The sequence below is a fragment of the Janthinobacterium sp. CG_23.3 genome, from assembly GCF_046115965.1.
In the GTDB taxonomy this organism is placed as follows: domain Bacteria; phylum Pseudomonadota; class Gammaproteobacteria; order Burkholderiales; family Burkholderiaceae_D; genus Janthinobacterium.
Genome location: NZ_JBJXIB010000003.1, coordinates 1 through 18,357, shown reverse-complemented (window position 1 = coordinate 18,357; position 18,357 = coordinate 1). Strand labels below are relative to the sequence as shown.

The following is an 18,357-nucleotide window of genomic DNA, read 5'->3' as shown; positions in this document are numbered from 1 at the left end:
CAATTCTAAAAATCCATTCCCGCGCGCAAGGCGCGGCGGGAACGGGGGTGTATCAGTGTAACGGGTGCAACTTAGGCTGCGAAGCCTGGGAAGAAGTAAGCGATTTCAACCTTAGCGGCGTCGACGGCGTCGGAACCGTGCACGGCGTTAGCGTCGATCGATTCAGCGAAATCGGCGCGGATCGTGCCTTTTTCCGCTTTCTTAGGATCGGTTGCGCCCATCAGGTCGCGGTGGGCCAGGACGGCGTTTTCGCCTTCCAGGGCCTGGATCATGACGGGACCGGAAACCATGAAGTCAACCAGATCCTTGAAGAAGCCGCGCTCTTTGTGAGCGGCGTAGAAGCCTTCAGCTTCTTCGCGCGACAGCTGGGCCATACGGGCAGCGACGATCTTCAGGCCAGCGCCTTCAAAACGGCTGTAGATTTGACCGATGACGTTTTTTGCAACTGCGTCTGGTTTGATGATCGACAGGGTGCGTTCGATAGCCATGTGTAAAAACTCCAATAAAAAGAAAGGTTTAAAACAAGAAATTGATAACTCAATCAACCTTCGATTTTACCATACAACACCCCCTACAACCCAGAATCAGCCCATGGGAGGGGGGATTCCGCCGCCAAAACCTGCGTTTAATTGATTCTTAAGCCAGTATTTTTGTGAAAAACCGCAGCCGTGCTATCCTTTGAACATGTACTAACCTGATTCAACGAACTCGGAGGCATTATGACCCAAAACATGCAACGCACCTACGACATGACCGGAGGCATGCAGCAAGTGCGCCACCGCGTACTGCGCAATACCTATTGGCTGCTGGCGCTGTCGATGATCCCGACCGTGCTCGGCGCCTTCATCGGCGTACAAATGCACCTGCCGATGTTGGGCGGCGGCATGGGCATGCTGCTGTTCATGGCGATCGCGTTCGGCTTCATCTTCGCGATTCAAAAAACCAAGGACTCCGGCCTGGGCGTGGCGTTCCTGCTCGGCTTCACCTTCTTCATGGGCCTGATGCTGACGCCGATCCTGACCCGCACGCTGGGTTACTCGAACGGCGGCATGCTGATCATGACCGCCTTCGGCGGCACCGCCAGCATCCTGGCCGTCATGGCCAGCATCGCCACGGTATCCAAGCGCGACTTCTCGGCGATGGGAAAATGGCTGTTCGCCGGCGTCATCGTTCTGTTGCTGGCGTCGGTTGCCAACATCTTCCTGGGCATGTCGGCGCTGTCGATCGTGATCTCGGTCATGGCCATCGCCATCTTCTCGGCCTACATCCTGTATGACGTGCAGCAGATCATCAACGGCGGCGAAACCAACTACATCACCGCCACGCTGAGCATCTACCTCGACGTCTACAACATCTTCACCAGCCTGCTGTCCCTGCTGGGCATTGGCGGCGGTAGCCGCGACTAAACGACGCGGCAACGCGGCATCAAAAAACCCGACCTTCGAGGTCGGCTTTTTTTCGTCCGGGTTTGTCGCAGACGCGGCGAACAACACTTAAAACTCATGGTTAGCGGGGTAGTTGCTGTAGAAGTCGTTGTCCCAGCGGAAGTTGGTAAAGGCCACCGTGGCCGAGGTTTCCAGCCCCTCGACGAAGTGCCAGCAACCCACCGGCAGGAACAGGATCTCGCCGCGCTCCAGCACGCACTCCAGCATTTGCGCCTGCGCCGCGTCCGGGAAGCGGCGGAAGTCGAGCTTGCGGCCGTCCAGCTGCGTGAAGCAGTGCTGCTGGTTCGACAGCTTGGCCACCTCGCACGCCGGGATGATGCGCAGCCGTTTGCGCCCCATCACCTGGGCCATGAAGTTATTCGTCAAGTCATGGTGGAACGGCGTGACGGTGCCGGCCGGACCCAGCCACAAAAAGCCGCGCCGGCCGGCGTCCTGGCTCAGGTACTCCGGCAATTGGCCGATATCGGCCCACAGCTCGGCCAGCGACTGCCGGTTCAACGAGTCGTTGTTGGCGGTCATGTAAAAATCGTTGCCGCCTTCGCAGTCGCGCACCAGGTCGACATAGTCGCCGAAGGGCATCTTGCGTTTGTGCGCGACACTGTTCATTTCATAGTTGTCGTCGGCGTTGCGGCCGAATTGGACTTCGACGTCGCGCCCGGCAAAATTTTCGCGGAAATAGTCCAGACTCCATTTCCGCATCGCCGGCCAGTCATCCATCATGCCGGTGATGATGACGGGCTGATTCGCCCGGTAATACTCGGACAGGAACTGGTCCGCCGACAAGCGGTGGCGGCGCTCGATGCGCGGCGCCCGCAGGCGGTTCAGCTTGCGGTAAATGTCGAGCACCCAGTCGCGCTTGGCCAGCCGGTTGCGCAACCGGGCCGCGCCTTCGATATACGGACTGCGCAGCGCCTGCTCAAGCTCGGCGGCGGCGTCGCGCTCGGCAATGCCGGCCTGCACCAGGATCGGAATCAGGCTGGCGGGATGACTGCCCAGTATCAAGTTCTCGGCAATCCAGCGCCGCCATTCGTGGCTTAACTCGGCTGGCGGCGCGGTGTTTATGGCACGCATACGGTCCATTTCTATCTCCTTCCTACAATGACGAAAAAGCGGCGGACATGGTGATCATGTCCGCCGCCCTCACCTGCCGCTACGGATTAATGCGCTTTCCATACCTCGGTGGCAAGGACGCCGTTGGCGTCGCCGTCCAGCTCCCACGAAAAGGCGCCGCGCAGGTTCTGGTCCTTGATGTACTGGACCTTGGTGGCGATAACCGTTGGATCGTCATAGCTCCACCACTGCCCGCCGGCGCCGGTGTACAGGTACAACTGCTTGGTGAGCGGATGGTAGTAGCGGGTGCCGGCCTTGGCCACCAGCACCTTGTAGTCCTCGATGCCGGTTTCATAGGCGCCGGGTGCGCCGCCGGTGCCGGTCTGGTACAAGCCGTCGCCTTTCGGGCCGGCCGGCACGCCGGTCCAACCGCGACCGTAGAACGGAATGCCCAGCAACAGTTTGTTGCGCGGCACGCCGGCGCCGATCATGTACTGGATCGCCTTGTCGCCGACGTATTCACGCGCCACGCCAACGGACACGTCGGCCGGATCGGCGTACAGGTGCGCGTTGAAGTTGGTCGTGTTGTCCCAGGCTCCATGGAAGTCATAGGTCATGACGTTGATCCAATCCATGTATTGCGAGTACAGGGCCGGCTCGGTGTTGTCGATCTTGTCCTTGCCGGCCCCGACCGCCGCCGTCAACAGGTAGCGCTTGTTGTCGGCCGTGCCCAGCGCGTCGAGTTGCGCGCGGAATTCGGCCATCAGCAAGGTGAAGTTGCGCTTGTCGGCCGGGTTGTAGCCGTTGTACGGCTGGCCGCCCGCGACCGGGTATTCCCAGTCGATGTCGATGCCGTCGAAGACGCCCTTGGCGGCGCCGACGCCGCCACGGCCTTCCTGCACCGGCAAGTTCCCTTTCAGATAGATATTGATGCAGGAACTGACCATTTGCTTGCGCAAGGCGTCGGTTGCCGATCCGGCCGAGAAGTTTTTCGACCAGCTCCAACCGCCCAGCGAAATGATAACCTTCAGTTTCGGATGCAGCGCCTTCAGTTTCCTCAACTGCAAGAAGTTGCCCGACAGCGGAGCGTCCCAAGGAATCACCTGGCCGTCGACCGTGCGCTTCGGCGTACGGATGTAATCGGCCTCGGCGTCCCCGCCCGTGCCGGCGTCCGGCGCGTTCGGGTTGGTGGCGCCCGGCTCGGCCTTGGTGATCATGCCGCACTCGTAGCCGCCGTTTTTGGCGTAGATGTTGCCGAAGGCGTAGTTGATGAACGTTAGCTTGTCGGCCACGCCGCTAGTGTGGACGTTCGCCACTTCATAGTCGCGCCCGTAGACGCCCCATTGCGCGAAATACGAACCGACTTCCCTGCCGGCGACCGGCGTTGGCGTCGGCGTCGGTGTGGGCGGCGTCGGGGTTGGCGTGGGTGTTGGCGGAGTCGGCGTCGGCGTCGGGGTTGGCGGAGTCGGCGTCGGGGTTGGCGATACCACGCAGTCGCTGACCTTGGTCCATGGTTTGCCGGTGCCGGCGTCGCCGCTATTGGTCGACGGGACGTCGCCCTTGGTCCAGTAGTTCGATTTGTAATTCACACCCGCATAGGTCACCGTCGTGCCACCGCCGTAGGCTGTGTCCGCGCTCCACGCGGCGAAACAGGCCGCCGGGGTTGGTGTCGGCGTCGGCGTTGGTGTCGGCGTTGGCGTTGGCGTCGGAGTTGGCGTTGGCGTCGGCGTTGGCGTTGGTGTCGGAGTTGGCGTCGGCGTCGGCGTGTCGCCGCAGGTGCCGCCGGCGGACCACAAGCTCGGCGTCGCAGCCGGATTCCATCCGGCGCCAACGTGGTCGGTCTGCGTTACCAGCGCCGTGTAGTTGGACCCAAGATAGCTGACCACCGTGCCGGCGGTGTAGGTGCCGCCGTCCTGCCACAGCACGCAAGACGTCACTGTCGCCGCAAATAATTTGCTTTGGGTGGCCGGCGCATCACTGCCGCCGGTGCCGCCGCCGCAAGCGGCCAGAATGCCGCCGCTGGAAAGGCACAGTACGATGTTTCTGATCTTATTTCTTATTATAAAATTTTCCATGATGTCTCCTCTGTCGTTTGGCGGAACCCCACTCCGCGACTCTTCCGGCTGAAAGCGCTCCCGTAGTTGACGATGCGTTGTCGAGGCCGAGCATGTTGCGGAAACAACTGGTGGTCAAGTGGTTTTATAGTGGCATCAAAACCAGCAATACCAATTGTGAGGCAACCATGTATTAAGGAAAAATCAATGCTCCGTTTGCAATAGACGACAGCAAATCCGCGCCCGGATCGCTTCGGCGCGCACGCGCCGGCGCACACCCGGCATAGGCGGAATCAAACGGGGAATCGAGAAAAAGGGAGCGCCGCGGCCAAAGGTAGCCTATGCGCATGAAAATTGTCCGAGGAGCAAAACCCAGACCAATTTCCAGCGGATTTGAAGTGGTATCGAAGGCCTTGCGCCCTCCTCCGGTATCGCGACTGGCGGCCGGGCCGGCCGCCAGCCATTGCCAGCGTTAAACCAGCTCGAACACCGCCATCGATTCGACGTGCGAGGTGTGCGGGAACATGTTGACCACGCCCGCCTGCTTCAGTACATAACCGGCCTCCAGCGTCAGGATGCCGGCGTCGCGCGCCAGCGTCGACGGGCTGCACGACACGTAGACGATGCGCTTTGGCATCATGTCGGGACGGCTCTGGCGCAGGCCGGCCAGCGCCTGGCACACCGCCATCGCGCCGTCGCGCGGCGGATCGATCAACATGCGGTCGAACTTGCCCAACGCGATCAAGTCCTCGGTCGTGACGTCGAACAGGTTGCGCGTCGAGAACGAGGTCTTGGCCGACAGGCCGTTGGCCTTGGCGTTTGCCAGCGCGCGCTCGGTCAGCGTGGTGCTGCCCTCGATACCGACGACTTCGCTGCCCTGGGTGGCCAGCGGCAGCGTGAAGTTGCCCAGGCCGCAAAACAGATCGGCGACGCGGTCTTCCGGCCGCACCGCCAGCAGGCGCAGCGCCTTGGCCACCAGCACGCGGTTGATGTGGTGGTTGACCTGGGTGAAGTCGACCGGCTTGAACGGCATTTTGACGCCGAATTCCGGCAGCAGGTAATACAGTTCCTTGTCCAGCGGATAGAACGGCACCGCCGTTTCCGGCCCTTTGACCTGCAACCACCACTGCACGTCCCAGGCGTCGGCGAAGGCCTTGAGCTTGGTTTCGTCGTCGACCGTCAGCGGCGCCATGATGCGCAGCACCATCGCCGTGGTTTCCTCGCCGACCGCCAGTTCGATCTGCGGCATGTGCTCGAAGATCGACAGCGAGCCGATCAGCGCGCGCAGCGGCAGCAGCATCGCCGACACGTGCGGCGGCAGGATTTCGCAGCTGCTCATGTCGGCCACGAAGGCCGATTTCTTTTCATGGAAGCCGACCAGCACGGTGTCTTTTTTCTTGACGTGGCGCACCGACAGGCGCGCGCGGTAGCGGTAGCCCCAGGTCGGGCCGTACATCGGCCGCATCACGGTTTCGGCGCGCACCTTGCCGATGTGCCACAGGTTGTCTTCCAGCACGCGCTGCTTGATGGCGACCTGGGCCGACGGCTCCAGATGCTGCATCGAGCAGCCGCCGCAAATTTCGTAGTGCACGCACTTCGGCTTGACCCGCATCGACGATTCGCGGTGCAGCGCGGTCATGCGCGCCGCTTCCCAGCTTTTCTTTTTCTTGAAGGTGAGGAAGCTCACGCGCTCGCCCGGCAGCGCGCCTTCGACAAACACCACCTTGCCCGGGGTGCCGTCCTCGTTTTCCAAATGGCCGACGCCACGGGCGTCCATGTCGAGCGATTCGATTTCGATGATATTTTCTTGCATAACGATCAGTATGTAAAAGTGGGCCAGGCGCGGATGGGATGGGGGGTGCGGACGCCGCGAGCGGGGCGTATGATAGCAGATGCGGCTTTGGGGGGGGCGGGCTTTAAGCCAGGGGCAAGGGCCGGCGCCAAGGCGAGAAGGTCGGACCCCGAGGCTCTGGACCCGGGGCGGCGGCGCGCTTATAGCAGCGAGTCGCGCACCACGCCGCGGGCGGCCATAGCGCGCTTGAGCTTGACCAGCGCCTCTTGCTGGATCTGCCGCACCCGCTCGCGCGTGACGCCCATTTCCTCGGCCAGCGTTTCCAGCGTGGCCGGGTCGTCGTTGTCGAGCCCGAAGCGGCGCATGATGACGACGCGCTGCTTGTCGGGCAGCTTGGTCAGCCAGTCGCGCACCAGCACCGTCATTTCGCGGTGCTCGGCGCGGGCGTCGGGGCCGGCGTCGGCGTCGCCCGGCAGCATGTCCATCAGCGACGACTGCGGGTCGTTGTCGAGCGGCGCGTCGAGCGAGGTGGCGTGCTCGGACAGCGCCAGGATGTCCTGCACCTCCTCGACCGTGCGCCCGACCAGCTGGGCAATGTCCTCGGCGGTGGCGTCCTTGCCGTTGTGGTGTTGCGCTTCGAGGTGGTATTTGCCGCGCAGGATCTGGTTCAGCTCGCGCACCATGTGCACCGGCAGGCGCACCGTGCGCGCCTGGTTCATGATGGCCCGCTCGATGCTCTGGCGTATCCACCAGGTGGCGTAGGTGGAAAAGCGGAAGCCGCGCTCGGGCTCGAACTTGTCGATCGCCCGCATCAGGCCGATGTTGCCCTCCTCGATCATGTCGAGCAGGACCACGCCGCGGTTGATGTAGTGTTTGGCGATCGACACCACCAGCCGCAGGTTGTGTTCGATCATGGTCTGGCGGGCCTCGAAATTGCCCTGCTTGGCCAGGGTGGCGTAGTGCACCTCCTGCGGCGCGCTGAGCAGCGCGCGCGTGCCGATCTGGTTCAGGTAGTGCTGGGTGGTGTCGGTCGACAGTTCGGCCGCCAGCACCTTCTTCAATTCGTCGACGCTTTCCAGCGCCGCCCCGACCTCGACCGCGCCGTCCTCGTCCGCCGCCTCGCCGGAGTCGACCGCCATGTCGTCGATGGACTCCTCCGGAAACTGGTCCGGTGCCGTATCGTCTTCCAGCTGGTCGGGCGGCATGTGTATCATTGCGGTATCTAACGGTTAGGCAGGAATTTCGAAGGATCGACCGGCTTGCCCTGCTGCCTGATTTCAAAATGCAGCTTGACGCCGTCGGCGTCGGAGTCGCCCATTTCGGCGATCATCTGACCCTTGTTCACGCTCTGGCCTTCCTTCACAACGATGCTGCGGTTGTGCGCGTAGGCCGACAACAAACTATTACTGTGCTTCACAATAACGAGATTACCATATCCGCGGATACCGCTGCCGGCATACATGACTTTACCGGAGCCGGCCGCCATCACCTGCTGGCCGGCCCTGCCGGCGATGTCGATGCCCTTGTTCTTGCCCTCGTCGAAGCTGGCGATGATGCGCCCTTCGGACGGCCACATCCAGCTCAGCTTGTCGTCCTCGGCGCTCGACGAGGCGGCGGCCGCGGACGCGACCGGAGCGGCGTTGGCGGCGGCCGCCGTTTCGCGGTCGGCGTTGCGCTCGGGCCTGGCGGCCACGGCCACGGCCACGGCGGTGCCGGCGGGCGCGCCGTCGACGCGCTGCAACTCGGCCAGCGCGGCGTCGGTGTAGGCGCGCTTGTCGCCGCGCGGCCCGTTCTTCTTCGGCAGCGCCGGCGCCGGCGGCGGCCGCACTTCGACCGGCGGCATCGCCACCGCCACGGTCTGGGCGCCCGAGCCGGCTTCCGGCGGCTGCACGCGCAGCACCTGGTCTACCTTGATGTCGTTCGGATTGGACAGGTTGTTCCAGGCCACCAGGTCGCGGTAGTTCTGGCCGTATTCGAGGGCGATGCGGATCAGCGTGTCGCCCTTCTTGACGGTGTACAGGGCCGGGTCGCGGTCCTTGCCGTCGTCGGCGATGCCCTTGGTGGCCTCGACCGAGGTGCGGTCGACAACCGGCGCGCGGTTCGAAGTCGAGCTGCAGGCGCTCAGCAGGCCCAGCGAAATAGTCAGTACGGCAATGTGGCTTTTTTTAGTCATTCTCATAATGTGTGTCAATTCTGTCCATCCGGCTTTGTCTCTCGGCAAGCATCATACGATTCCGGGACGCAAGGGCACGAAATGGCAATCCTCCAGTGTATCGCTGCGCCATTCCTGTTTGCCCAGGCGGGTAATCAATTGTAGATGTTGCAAGCGGGCGCCCACCGGTGCCACCAGGCGCCCGCCGATTGTCAGTTGTTCCAGCAGGGCTTGTGGCACTTCCAGACCGGCCGCGGCGAGGATGATGCCGTCAAACGGCGCCGCCTGCGGCAGGCCAAGCATACCATCTCCGTAGTGCAAGCGCAGATTCGCCACGCGCAGCGGCCGCAAATTGCTCTTGGCCAGCTCGTGCAGGGGCTTGATGCGCTCGATCGAATACACCTCCTTGGCCAGCAGCGACAGCACCGCCGCCTGGTAGCCGCAGCCGGTGCCGATTTCCAGCACCCGCTGCAGCGCGCCGCCGTTGCGCATCACCTCGATCATGCGCGCCACGATGTAGGGCTGGGAGATGGTTTGGTGGTGGCCGATCGGCAGCGAGGCGTCGATATAGGCTTGCGAGGCCAGCGCCTCCTCCATGAACAGGTGGCGCGGCACCGTTTCCATCGCCGCCAGCACCTGGCCGTCCTTGACGCCCAGCTTGGCCACCCGCGCCACCATGGCGCGCCGCACCGCCGCCGACACCAGCGGATTTTGCCGCGGCGGCGCCGCCGGCGCCGGCGACTGCGCCCGCTCCAGCGCGTAGCCGTGGGCGCGCGACGGCGAGGCGCCGGGCCGGGCTTCCTGGGCGGCCTGCTGGAGCGTGCCGCGGGCCGCGCTTTGCGCCGCGCTCCGGGCCGCGTTCTGCGTCGCCGTCTGCGGCGTGGCCACCCGGGCCGGCGCGAACTCGCCGCTCTTCTTCACCGATTTATCGACCACGGCCGACAAGGACAGCGGGAAATTTCGGTGTTTGTCGCTCATGCCAAGCCTTTTGCCAATGCATCGAGTTGGGTTTTGTGGGTCAGGTCGATTTGCAGCGGCGTGATCGACACCCGCCCCTGCGCCACCGCGTGGAAGTCGGTGCCTTCGCCGGCGTCGCGGGTCGCGCCCGGCGGGCCGATCCAAAAAATTTCGCGCCCGCGCGGGTCGAGCGCCTTGATCACCGGCTCGGCCGCATGGCGCCGCCCCAGGCGCGTGGCGACCACGTTGCCGAGCTGCTCGTACGGCAGGTTCGGGATGTTGACGTTCAGCAGATACGGTTTTTGCAACTCGTCGAAGCGCCGCTGCACGATGTCCCGGGCCAGCCGTGCGGCCGCGTCGACATGGGTCCAGCCGTAGGCGGCCTGGGAAAAGGCGATCGCCGGGATACCGAACAGGTAAGCCTCGGTGGCGGCCGCCACGGTGCCCGAGTACAAGGTGTCGTCGCCCATGTTGGGGCCGTTGTTGATGCCCGACACCACCAGGTCCGGGCGCTCGATCAGCATGCCGGTCAGCGCCACGTGGACGCAGTCGGTCGGCGTTCCGTTGACGAAATAGAAACCGTTGGCGGCCCGCTGCACCGACAGGGGCCGGTCCAGCGACAGCGAGTTGGACGCGCCCGAGCGGTTGCTGTCCGGCGCCACCACGACAATGTCGGCGATGGCGGCGAGCGCCTCGGCGAGCGCGGCGATGCCGGGGGCGAGGTAGCCGTCGTCATTACTGATAAGGATTCTCATGCACCGATTTTACCTGAAGCAACGCTCCGGCTGAGCACGCGGTGCCCCGTTTGACATTTAAATTTTGCGCCGGGGCGCATTGGCCGGCGGGGCCGCCGCGCGAGGCCGGCCGGGGCGCGCTCAGCGATTGCCGACGCGCGCCTCCAGCGCCCCCTCCAGCGCCAAGACCTCCTCCTCTTGCAGCGCGACCAGCGCGTCCTTGTCGCCCTGCAAGCGGTAGGTGCGCTTCAATACCGTCATGCCGCGCTTGCGCAACTTGCTCGCCACGCCGGGCTTGAACAGCGGCTCGCGCAGGCGGTCGGCCAGTTCGCGCGCCTGGCGCAGCTGCTCGCTGTCGAGCAAGGCTTGCAGCGTGTTGATCATGTGCGCCAGCGTGGCCGGCGGCTCGGCGCCGTGGCCGCCCAGCATCATCGCCTCGTGCAAGCCGTGCGCGCCGTGCAGTTCGACGTCGAGCAGGCGCTCCGGATACGGCGACGCCGCCGCCAGGCTCTGGTGGTGCGCGCTGAGCAGGCTGTCGCTGGCGCCAAGCACCGCGTCTTCCAGCGCGCGCGCGACGTTGTGCCGCTCGCGCTGCTCGCGCCGCTGTTGCTCCCGGTCGTGCGCCGGCTCGTGGCTGGGGCCGGCCTGCTGCGGCCACCAGGACGGCGTGCGCTGGCCGCGCAAGGCTTGCAGCGGCGGCTCGCGGCCGCCGTGCGGCGCCTCCGGCTCGCCATAGCGCGCCAGCGCCTGCGCCAGGTTGCGCCGGCTCATCTGCGTGTCCGGGTGTTCCAAACCGTTGCTGCGTTCGCGCGCCGCCAGCAGCGTCTCGTGCAGCATGCGCGCCGCCGGCCAGTCGCCCAGCCGGGTCAGCACCTCGCCGAGCCGGTCCAGCGTCGCCAGGGTGCTCGGATGGTCGCCGCCGAGCCGGTGCTGCTGCGCCCTGGCCACGGCGTCGAACAGGCGGCGCGCGCCGGCCAGGTCGTTGAGCCGCGCCAACACCTGCGCCAGCGCGTGCTGGCTGTCGAGGGTGTCGGCGTGCTCGACGCCCAACAGGCGCTCGCGCGCCGCCACCACCGTCTCGAGCAGCGTGCGGGCCTGCTCCAGCCCGCCCATTTGCGCCAGCGTGGCGGCGCGGCTGTCGAGCGCGCCCAGGGTCAGCAAATGCTCCCGCCCGAGCAGGCGCATGTAGGCGGCCAGCACCGCGTCCTGCAGCGCCAGCGCGGTGGCGCAGTCGCCCTGCTGGGCCAGCGTCGCGGCCAGGTTCGCCATGCCGGCCAGCGTGGCCGGATGCTCGGCGCCGAGCAACTGGGTGCGCGCGTCGACGATCGCCTCTTCGAGGAAGCGCGCCTCGTCGAGCTTGCCGCACAGGCGCAGCAGCCGCGCCAGCGCGGCCTTGCTGTCGAGCGTGTCGGCATGGTCCTCGCCGAGCAGGCGCGCGCGCATCGCCAGGCATTCGCGCACGCAGTCGAGGGCCTGGCCGGTCTTGCCCTCTTTGCTATACAGCTCGCCCAGGCGCCCCAGGTCGCGCGCCAGCGGCAGCGCCACCGGCCGGCTCAGGCCGTCGTCGAGGGTGTGGCGGGCCTCGTCGATGGCGGCCAGCAAATGGATTTCCCGGCTCGACTGCCAGGGGAAATAGCCGCCCGTCATCCAGAACAGGAAGGCTTCGAAGGTGCGCGTCAGCGAAAAGCGGTCGCCGCCCTGGTCGATGCGCACCGCCAGTTGCTCGCCGTAGGCGAAGGTTTTGGTTTGTTGTAGCTGGACCTCGTCGAAGTAGCTGTCCAGGTCGATTAGCGGCAGGCCGTAGGACAGGCGCAGCAGGCGCTCGAACATCGGCTGGAAGCCGAAGATGCCCTTGTGCGTATCGCCGCGGCGCCATTGCGCGCGCTGCTCGCCGTCGCCCATTTCAATGCGCGAGGGCAACGGATACACCAGCAGCGGGCGCTGCTCGTCCTCGTGGCTGCGGCGGTATTCGATCGCCCTCGTGACCAGCGCCTCGACCCCTTCCAGGCTTTGGCGGTTGGGGGTGAACACCACCACCAGCTTTTTCGGCAGCAAAGTGGTGCAGATGCCGGCGCTGTCGGTGCGGCCGGTGCGCGAATCGACCAGCACGTAGCGGAAATGCCGCGCCAGGTTGTCGGCGAAGCAACGGAACAGCGCGGGGCAGGCGTGGAACAGGCGGTCCCAGTGCATGTCGGCCAGGCGGTCGCTGTAGCTGGCGTCGAAGCGGCCGGCGCGCATCAGGTACAGCGGGCTGCTCTGGTCGACCCGCACCACATACTGCTGCCAGTCGATGGCGTCGAGCACCCGCTGGGCCAGCACGGTGTCGGCCTCGGCGTCCGCCTCGGCGTCGACGCCGCCCGGGTCGGCCGGCTCCAGGTCGAAGCGCTCGAGCTGGGCGCGGCAAGCCTCGAAAAACTCCAGCACCCCGGGGCGCTCCTCGTGCTGGCCGAAATAATGGTGCAGGCCGGGCGCCTCCATGTCCCAGTCGATCATCAGGATCGGCACGGTGGCGTTCTGCCGCCGCGCCAACAGCACGGCGATGTTGGACAGGGCCATGGTGCGGCCGGTACCGCCTTTATACGAGTAGAAGGTGATGACTTCGCCGGGCGCGGTGAGCGGCGGCAGGAACAGTCGGTGGAGTTCCATGGCGAACCTTTAGCGTGGAAAATGGGGGGGCGGAATGGCACGCCATTCCGGCGGAATATCGGGCATCACGAAACGGCTGCAATCGTGGCCGGCTGGGGTCGCGCTTTTCAACAGGTGGTAGTGGCTGGCGATCCGCAGCACGATTTTTTCAATATCGGGCAGGTACGCCACATTGGCCTTCAGGTCGCCGCTGGCCAGCGTGTAGCCGGAAAAATCGGCGTACATGCCAGGCCCGGCGATTTGCTGCGGCAAACCGGCGGGATGGCGCGTCATGATCACCGGGATGATCAGGTGGCTGGGCAGGGTGTACCACTGCTTGCGTTCGTTTTCAATCATTTGCATCGCGGCGAACTCGCGCCGGGTATAGCCGTGCGCTTCGTATTTGGGGGTGTACAGGACCACCATGCAGACGCTCTCGCACAGGGCGCGGGCGATGCGCTGATCCAGGTCGTCGCCGCCGCCGAGCTGCTCGCTGTCGACAAACAGCGCGTATTCGTTGTCGAGGTGCGGCTCCAGGTAACACTTGAGCGCGTCGACCAAGTCGTCCTTGAACTTGCTCATATGCGCATAATGGCCGTGCGCATAGCTTAAGAAACAGCCGTAGCGGATTTTCATATCATCCCCCCCTGTTTCTTGCCTTCCTCATAACTTCGCTCTTTGAGCCACTGTAGCAAGCTGACCTGGTAGCGCTTTGCGCCGGCGCAAAGTTACATCGGCCTCATGCGTTGCCGGCACCGGCCGGCGCACGTACGCGGGCGCGTGGATTCAGGCATAATAAAAAATCAAACGGTCGTACTTTTTTATAACAAAAGAATAAACGGAGACGCGTACATGAAAGCCATTGTTTGCAAAGCCTGGGGCCCGCCCGACAGCCTGGTGGTGGAAGAGTTGCCGGACTTGCTGGCGGGACCGGGCCAGGTGGTGCTCGACGTGAAGGCGGCCGCGGTCAACTTCCCCGACGTGCTGATCATCCAGGGCAAGTACCAATTCAAGCCGGCGCTGCCGTTCACGCCGGGCAGCGAAGTGGCCGGCGTGGTGCGAGCCGTCGGCGAGGGCGTGGCCGGCTGGCGGGTGGGCGACCGCGGCATCGCCTTCAGCGCCCAGGGCGGCTTCGCCCAGCAACTGGCGGTGCCGGCGCAGGCCCTGATGCCGATGCCGGCCGGCATGGACTTCGACACGGCGGCCGCTATCACCCTCACCTATGGCACCTCGCACCACGCGGTGGTCGACCGCGCCATGCTCAAAGCTGGCGAGACCATGCTAGTTCTCGGCGCGGCCGGCGGCGTCGGACTGGCGGCGATCGAGATCGGCAAGGCGCTCGGCGCGCGCGTCATCGCCGCCGCCTCCAGCGAGGAAAAGCTGGCGGTGTGCCGCGCCCACGGCGCCGACGCCACCATCAACTACAGCACCAAGGACTTGCGCGAGGCGATCAAGGCGGCCACCGGCGGCAAGGGCCCGGACGTGATTTACGATCCGGTCGGCGGCGTCTACGCCGAGCCGGCCTTCCGCGCCATCGGCTGGCGCGGGCGTTACCTGGTGGTCGGTTTCGCCAACGGCGAGATTCCCAAGCTGCCGTTGAATTTGACGCTGCTCAAGGGCGCCGCGCTGATCGGCGTGTTCTGGGGGGAGTACGCCAAGCGCGAGCCGCAGGCCAACCTGGCGGCGATGCGCCAGTTGATGGGCTGGCTGGCCGAAGGCAAGATCAAGCCGCACATCTCGGCGCGCTACGCGCTGGCCGACACCGCGCGGGCGCTCAACGACATGGCGGCGCGCAAGGTGACGGGGAAAGTGGTGATTTTGCCGGGGTGAGGCGCAGCCGCCCACCGGGCCCAGCCGGCCGGCAACAGCGCCGCGCCCGGCTTTATGCGGCGTCGGGTTCGGGCTGCGCTTCGGGCGCGCCGGCGCCTTGCGGGTTCTGGAAGAACGCGATGACGTCGGCCGCTTCGCGCGTGCGCTTGAACGGCGGCAGGCTTTGCCAGATGCGCTTGCCGTACGGCTTGGAGATCAGCCGCGGGTCGCAGATCATCAGCACGCCGCGGTCGCCCTCGTCGCGGATCAGCCGGCCGGCGCCCTGCTTCAGGTTGATGATCGCCTCCGGCAGCGAGTGGTGCATAAAGCCGTTCTTGCCCTGCTTTTCCATCACTTCGATGCGCGCGGCCAGCACCGGGTCGTCCGGCGGCGCGAACGGCAGCTTGTCGATGATCACCAGCGACAAGGCCTCGCCGCGCACGTCGACGCCTTCCCAGAAGCTCTGGCTGCCGATCAGCACGCCGTTGCCGGCGGCGCGGAACTGGTCGAGCAGCTCGGTACGGCCGCGGTCGCCCTGCACGAACAGCGGGTAGTTCAGGCCGCGCGCGGCGAACTCTTCGCGCAAGCGCTCGGCGGCGCGCTTGACCGCCCGCAAGGTGGTGCACAGCAGGAAGGTGCGCCCGCCGGCCGCCTCGATAATCGGCAGCGCGCAGTCGAGCACGGCGTCGGTGTAGCCGAGCGCATTCGGCTGCGGCAGGTTTTGCGGCACGTACAGCAAGCCCTGGCGCGCGTAGTCGAACGGGCTGGGCCAGGACTGCGCCGGCTCGCCGGCCAGGCCCATCTGCTCCGAAAAATGCTTGAAGTCGTTCTTCACCGCCAGCGTGGCCGAGGTGAAGATCCAGCTGCGCGGCACGCCCTCGCGCTGGTTGTTGAAGATGGGCGCGATCGACAGCGGGGTCTGGTGCAATTGCAGCGAACTGGAAAACGCCTCGACCCAGAACACCGCCTCCTCGCCGGCGGCGACCTTGGCCTTCGGATCGAACTTCCAGCGCGCCAGTTGCTGCACCAGTTCCACGCCGCGGGTGCGGCACTGCTCCAGCGTCTCGGCGCGCTCGGCCTGGGTTTCCAGCACGGCGACCATGCCGTCAAGCTCGTCCTTCAGGGTCTCCAGCGCCGGGAAGAAGTCGCTCGACGGCGCGATTTGCGCCAGCGACAGGCGCACGATGTCTTGCGGGAACGTCAGGCGCAGGTCGCGCGCCGCCTTCTCGACGACGGTAACGGTCTTGCCCCAGTCGATGCCGCGGGCGTGCGCCAGGCCTTCGGCCAGCACGTCGCGGCACAGTTCGAGCACCTGCGAGGTCGACACGGTGCTGCCGAAAAACAACGTGGCGGTGTCGGGCAACTGGTGCGCCTCGTCGAAAATGATGGTGTTGGCCGACGGCAGCAACTCGGCCACGCCGGTGTCCTTCAGCGCCACGTCGGCGAAAAACAGGTGGTGATTGACGACGACGACGTCGGCCTGCTGGGCCTCCTTGCGCGCCTTCATCACGAAACAATCCTGGTAGTACTGGCATTCGGCGCCCATGCAGGTGTCGCGGGTCGACGTCACCAGGTTCCAGATCAACGCGTTTTCCGGCACCTTGGCCAGCTCGGCCTTGTCGCCGGAGCTGGTCATCTTGATGAAGCGCGAGATTTCGCGCAGGTGGCCGACGTCGTCGCGCGAGGTCATGCGCCCGTTCTGCAAGGTGCGCTCTAGGTGGTAGTGGCAGACGTAGTTCGAGCGGCCCTTGAGCAGCGCCACCGAGACCGGCGCCCGCAGGGCCGCGCGCACGGTCGGGATGTCGCGCAGGAACAGCTGGTCCTGCAAGTTCTTGGTGCCGGTGGAAACAATGGTCTTGCCGCCCCACAGCAACGCCGGCACCAGGTAGGCGAAGGTTTTGCCCGTGCCGGTGCCGGCCTCGGCGATCAAGGTTTTCTGGCCGTCGATGGCGCTGGCGATGGCTTTCGCCATCTCGGTCTGCGAACGGCGCGGACGGTAACTGCCGACGGCGGGGCTGAGCGGGCCGCCGGCGCCGAACAGGCGGTCGATGTCGGCGTCGTGTTTGCCGGCGACGGCGACGGGCTGCGGCGCGTCGCTGGCGCCGGCCGCCGGGGCGGGCATGGTAAGGGGTTCGGTCAAAATAAGCTTCGGTGAGGCGGGGCGCTACTGGCGCCGGTCAGGCCGGGACATCGGGCACTAATTGCATTTTCAACAAAGTAATGTAATCCTTCAGCTGCAATTTACGCTTTTTCAAGCGGCGCAGCTGCAATTCGTCGTGGTGGCCATCGAGTATCAGCAAGTCGATGACGGCGTCCAAATCCCGATGTTCGACATCGAGTTCCACCAGGCGCCGCTGTATTTCCAGTGCATCGGTCATGTGTCGCATTCTTTGCGGTTGAGACAAAACGTTCCGGGAGGCTGAGCGGCGGCGCGTATTGTCGCCAATAGTTTCGCCATAACAACAACCTTTACTTGCAACAAAACTGCTTACAGGTGATAGTTTAATCTACAGCGACGCCGCCGCCAACCTGCATTCACAACGCGGGGGCCGGGCGCGGCGCAACCGGCGGGCGGCAAGACAGCGGAATGGACATGAGCGCATACAAAATCGAAGCAGGAACCGGCCAGCACATCGGCGGCCGCCCCCGGCAACACGACCGCGCCGCGTTGTACGCCGGCGCGCGCGCGCCCGGCTACATGATGGCGGTACTGGCCGACGGCGACGGCGCCGCCTCCGCCGCCGAACAAGTGCTGCATACCAGCAAACACCTGTTCGACGGCTTCGCCGCCGGCGCCGACACCAGCCCGGAGCACATGGTGCGCCTGTTGCGCGAGGTGGTGCAGGAGGCGCACGCGATCGTCAAGATGAGTCCGGCCCTCGGCCAGGCCGAGGCGCGCTGCGCGCTGGCGCTGCTGATGCTGGGGCCGCAGCGCCAGGCGGTCTGGGCGCACGTCGGCGATTGCCGCGTGTACCGCTTCGACGGCGCCCGCTGCGCCGCGCGCAGCGGCGACGCCGCCTATGTCGAGCACCTGGTGCGGCAGGACGGCTTGGCGCCCGAGTCGGCCCGCAAGCACCGCAGCTCCGCGCTGCTGGGCAACGCGCTGGGCAACCGCTTCAAGGAGCCGTTTATTACCTTTGGCAGCCACGCCGGCGTGCGCGCCGGCGACGCCTTCATGCTGTGCAGCGACGGCCTGTGGCAATTTTTCGCCGACGCCGAGCTGGCCGCGGTGGTGGCCAAGGAAACCCCGCGCCACGCCGCCGAGCGGCTGATCGGCAAGGCGCTCGAACGGGCCGGCGGCAAGGGCGACAATTGCAGCATGGCGATTGTCAAACTGGTGGCGCCGGCCGCGTAAAGGCCGCCGGCGCCATGTAAAACCACCGGCAACGGGCCGGCTCGGACCCTCGGGGTCGGACCTCGGGCTTACGCCGTTGGCGTAAACAAAGCCATCGGCGGCCCCTACTTCTTGTTTTCGGCGGCGGCGGCGGCCGCCTTGGCCGCCGCCTTGGCGTCCGCCGCGGCCTTGTCGGCGGCGGCCTTGCGCCCCTTTTCCGCCTTCTCGGCCTGCTTGACGGCGACCTTGCGCTGGCGTTCGGCCGCCTCCCGCTGCTTGGCGTCGTACTTGGCGGCGTTGGGGGGGGGGGGGGGGGGAGGGGGGGGGGGGGGGGGGGGTGGGGGGGCGGGGGGGGGGGGTGGGGGGGGGGGGGGGGGGGGAGGGGGGGGGGGGCGGGGGAGGCGT

Annotated in this window: 15 protein-coding genes and 1 pseudogene; 3 read left to right on the top strand and 13 right to left on the bottom strand. The window is 65.7% G+C overall.

Features of this window, described 5'->3' with window-relative positions; all coding sequences use genetic code 11:
* Nucleotides 1–71: 71 nt before the first annotated feature.
* A complete protein-coding gene (gene ndk, locus ACFDR9_RS02060; protein ID WP_017874598.1) occupies nt 72–488 on the bottom strand; it encodes a nucleoside-diphosphate kinase in 417 nt (138 codons plus the stop codon).
* A 231-nt stretch (nt 489–719) separates the two neighbouring features.
* Between ndk and ACFDR9_RS02055 the strand changes: the two genes are divergently transcribed.
* The gene (locus ACFDR9_RS02055) at nt 720–1,406 is read left to right on the top strand and encodes a Bax inhibitor-1 family protein (protein WP_026132381.1); all 687 of its coding nucleotides are present in this window, start codon (nt 720–722) and stop codon (nt 1,404–1,406) included.
* Nucleotides 1,407–1,493: 87 nt separating this feature from the next.
* Here the strand turns inward: ACFDR9_RS02055 and ACFDR9_RS02050 are convergent, their stop codons facing one another.
* The 9 genes from ACFDR9_RS02050 to ACFDR9_RS02010 form a co-directional block, all read right to left on the bottom strand.
* A complete protein-coding gene (locus ACFDR9_RS02050; RefSeq protein WP_409029886.1) occupies nt 1,494–2,525 on the bottom strand; it encodes a cupin-like domain-containing protein in 1,032 nt (343 codons plus the stop codon).
* A 77-nt stretch (nt 2,526–2,602) separates the two neighbouring features.
* Entirely contained in the window at nt 2,603–4,570 is a 1,968-nt protein-coding gene (locus ACFDR9_RS02045) for a glycosyl hydrolase family 18 protein (RefSeq protein WP_409029885.1), read from the bottom strand.
* Nucleotides 4,571–5,021: 451 nt separating this feature from the next.
* The gene (gene rlmD, locus ACFDR9_RS02040) at nt 5,022–6,362 is read right to left on the bottom strand and encodes a 23S rRNA (uracil(1939)-C(5))-methyltransferase RlmD (protein WP_409029884.1); all 1,341 of its coding nucleotides are present in this window, start codon (nt 6,360–6,362) and stop codon (nt 5,022–5,024) included.
* A gap of 179 nt (nt 6,363–6,541) precedes the next feature.
* A complete protein-coding gene (rpoS, locus tag ACFDR9_RS02035) occupies nt 6,542–7,555 on the bottom strand; it encodes an RNA polymerase sigma factor RpoS (protein WP_409029883.1) in 1,014 nt (337 codons plus the stop codon).
* An 8-nt stretch (nt 7,556–7,563) separates the two neighbouring features.
* A complete protein-coding gene (locus ACFDR9_RS02030; RefSeq protein ID WP_409029939.1) occupies nt 7,564–8,514 on the bottom strand; it encodes a peptidoglycan DD-metalloendopeptidase family protein in 951 nt (316 codons plus the stop codon).
* 51 nt (nt 8,515–8,565) lie between these two features.
* Nucleotides 8,566–9,471: a protein-L-isoaspartate(D-aspartate) O-methyltransferase gene (locus ACFDR9_RS02025; RefSeq protein WP_409029882.1), complete on the bottom strand. Its 906-nt coding sequence runs from the start codon at nt 9,469–9,471 to the stop codon at nt 8,566–8,568.
* The gene (gene surE, locus ACFDR9_RS02020) at nt 9,468–10,205 is read right to left on the bottom strand and encodes a 5'/3'-nucleotidase SurE (RefSeq protein WP_017874590.1); all 738 of its coding nucleotides are present in this window, start codon (nt 10,203–10,205) and stop codon (nt 9,468–9,470) included. Before surE ends, ACFDR9_RS02025 begins: the two co-directional genes overlap by 4 nt.
* A gap of 120 nt (nt 10,206–10,325) precedes the next feature.
* Complete coding sequence (locus tag ACFDR9_RS02015; RefSeq protein WP_409029881.1) at nt 10,326–12,830, bottom strand: tetratricopeptide repeat protein; 2,505 nt, start codon at nt 12,828–12,830, stop codon at nt 10,326–10,328.
* Between the two features lie 9 nt (nt 12,831–12,839).
* On the bottom strand, nt 12,840–13,445 hold the full coding sequence (locus ACFDR9_RS02010; RefSeq protein WP_017874589.1) for a toll/interleukin-1 receptor domain-containing protein: 606 nt from the start codon (nt 13,443–13,445) through the stop codon (nt 12,840–12,842).
* A 216-nt stretch (nt 13,446–13,661) separates the two neighbouring features.
* On the opposite strand from ACFDR9_RS02010, the gene ACFDR9_RS02005 reads away from it, so the two are divergent.
* A complete protein-coding gene (locus tag ACFDR9_RS02005; RefSeq protein ID WP_409029880.1) occupies nt 13,662–14,639 on the top strand; it encodes an NADPH:quinone oxidoreductase family protein in 978 nt (325 codons plus the stop codon).
* A 52-nt stretch (nt 14,640–14,691) separates the two neighbouring features.
* Here the strand turns inward: ACFDR9_RS02005 and ACFDR9_RS02000 are convergent, their stop codons facing one another.
* Both ACFDR9_RS02000 and ACFDR9_RS01995 read right to left on the bottom strand, forming a co-directional pair.
* Entirely contained in the window at nt 14,692–16,740 is a 2,049-nt protein-coding gene (locus ACFDR9_RS02000) for an ATP-dependent DNA helicase (protein ID WP_409029938.1), read from the bottom strand.
* Nucleotides 16,741–16,795: 55 nt separating this feature from the next.
* On the bottom strand, nt 16,796–16,996 hold the full coding sequence (locus ACFDR9_RS01995) for a YdcH family protein (protein WP_017874586.1): 201 nt from the start codon (nt 16,994–16,996) through the stop codon (nt 16,796–16,798).
* A 215-nt stretch (nt 16,997–17,211) separates the two neighbouring features.
* Between ACFDR9_RS01995 and ACFDR9_RS01990 the strand changes: the two genes are divergently transcribed.
* Nucleotides 17,212–17,973 carry a PP2C family protein-serine/threonine phosphatase gene (locus tag ACFDR9_RS01990; RefSeq protein WP_409029879.1) on the top strand — a complete coding sequence of 254 codons (762 nt, stop codon included), beginning with the start codon at nt 17,212–17,214 and terminating at the stop codon, nt 17,971–17,973.
* A gap of 104 nt (nt 17,974–18,077) precedes the next feature.
* On the opposite strand, the pseudogene ACFDR9_RS01985 reads toward ACFDR9_RS01990, so the two are convergent.
* Nucleotides 18,078–18,357, bottom strand: a pseudogene (locus tag ACFDR9_RS01985) (hypothetical protein); the annotation flags it as partial.

Bases quoted from the DNA above. Each gene is read 5' to 3' on its own strand.
- ndk (WP_017874598.1), bottom strand. From the start codon at position 488: ATGGCTATCGAACGCACCCTGTCGATCATCAAACCAGACGCAGTTGCA.
- ACFDR9_RS02055 (WP_026132381.1), top strand. From the start codon at position 720: ATGACCCAAAACATGCAACGCACCTACGACATGACCGGAGGCATGCAG.
- ACFDR9_RS02050 (WP_409029886.1), bottom strand. From the start codon at position 2,525: ATGGACCGTATGCGTGCCATAAACACCGCGCCGCCAGCCGAGTTAAGC.
- ACFDR9_RS02045 (WP_409029885.1), bottom strand. From the start codon at position 4,570: ATGGAAAATTTTATAATAAGAAATAAGATCAGAAACATCGTACTGTGC.
- rlmD (WP_409029884.1), bottom strand. From the start codon at position 6,362: ATGCAAGAAAATATCATCGAAATCGAATCGCTCGACATGGACGCCCGT.
- rpoS (WP_409029883.1), bottom strand. From the start codon at position 7,555: ATGATACACATGCCGCCCGACCAGCTGGAAGACGATACGGCACCGGAC.
- ACFDR9_RS02030 (WP_409029939.1), bottom strand. From the start codon at position 8,514: ATGACTAAAAAAAGCCACATTGCCGTACTGACTATTTCGCTGGGCCTG.
- ACFDR9_RS02025 (WP_409029882.1), bottom strand. From the start codon at position 9,471: ATGAGCGACAAACACCGAAATTTCCCGCTGTCCTTGTCGGCCGTGGTC.
- surE (WP_017874590.1), bottom strand. From the start codon at position 10,205: ATGAGAATCCTTATCAGTAATGACGACGGCTACCTCGCCCCCGGCATC.
- ACFDR9_RS02015 (WP_409029881.1), bottom strand. From the start codon at position 12,830: ATGGAACTCCACCGACTGTTCCTGCCGCCGCTCACCGCGCCCGGCGAA.
- ACFDR9_RS02010 (WP_017874589.1), bottom strand. From the start codon at position 13,445: ATGAAAATCCGCTACGGCTGTTTCTTAAGCTATGCGCACGGCCATTAT.
- ACFDR9_RS02005 (WP_409029880.1), top strand. From the start codon at position 13,662: ATGAAAGCCATTGTTTGCAAAGCCTGGGGCCCGCCCGACAGCCTGGTG.
- ACFDR9_RS02000 (WP_409029938.1), bottom strand. From the start codon at position 16,740: ATGCCCGCCCCGGCGGCCGGCGCCAGCGACGCGCCGCAGCCCGTCGCC.
- ACFDR9_RS01995 (WP_017874586.1), bottom strand. From the start codon at position 16,996: ATGACCGATGCACTGGAAATACAGCGGCGCCTGGTGGAACTCGATGTC.
- ACFDR9_RS01990 (WP_409029879.1), top strand. From the start codon at position 17,212: ATGAGCGCATACAAAATCGAAGCAGGAACCGGCCAGCACATCGGCGGC.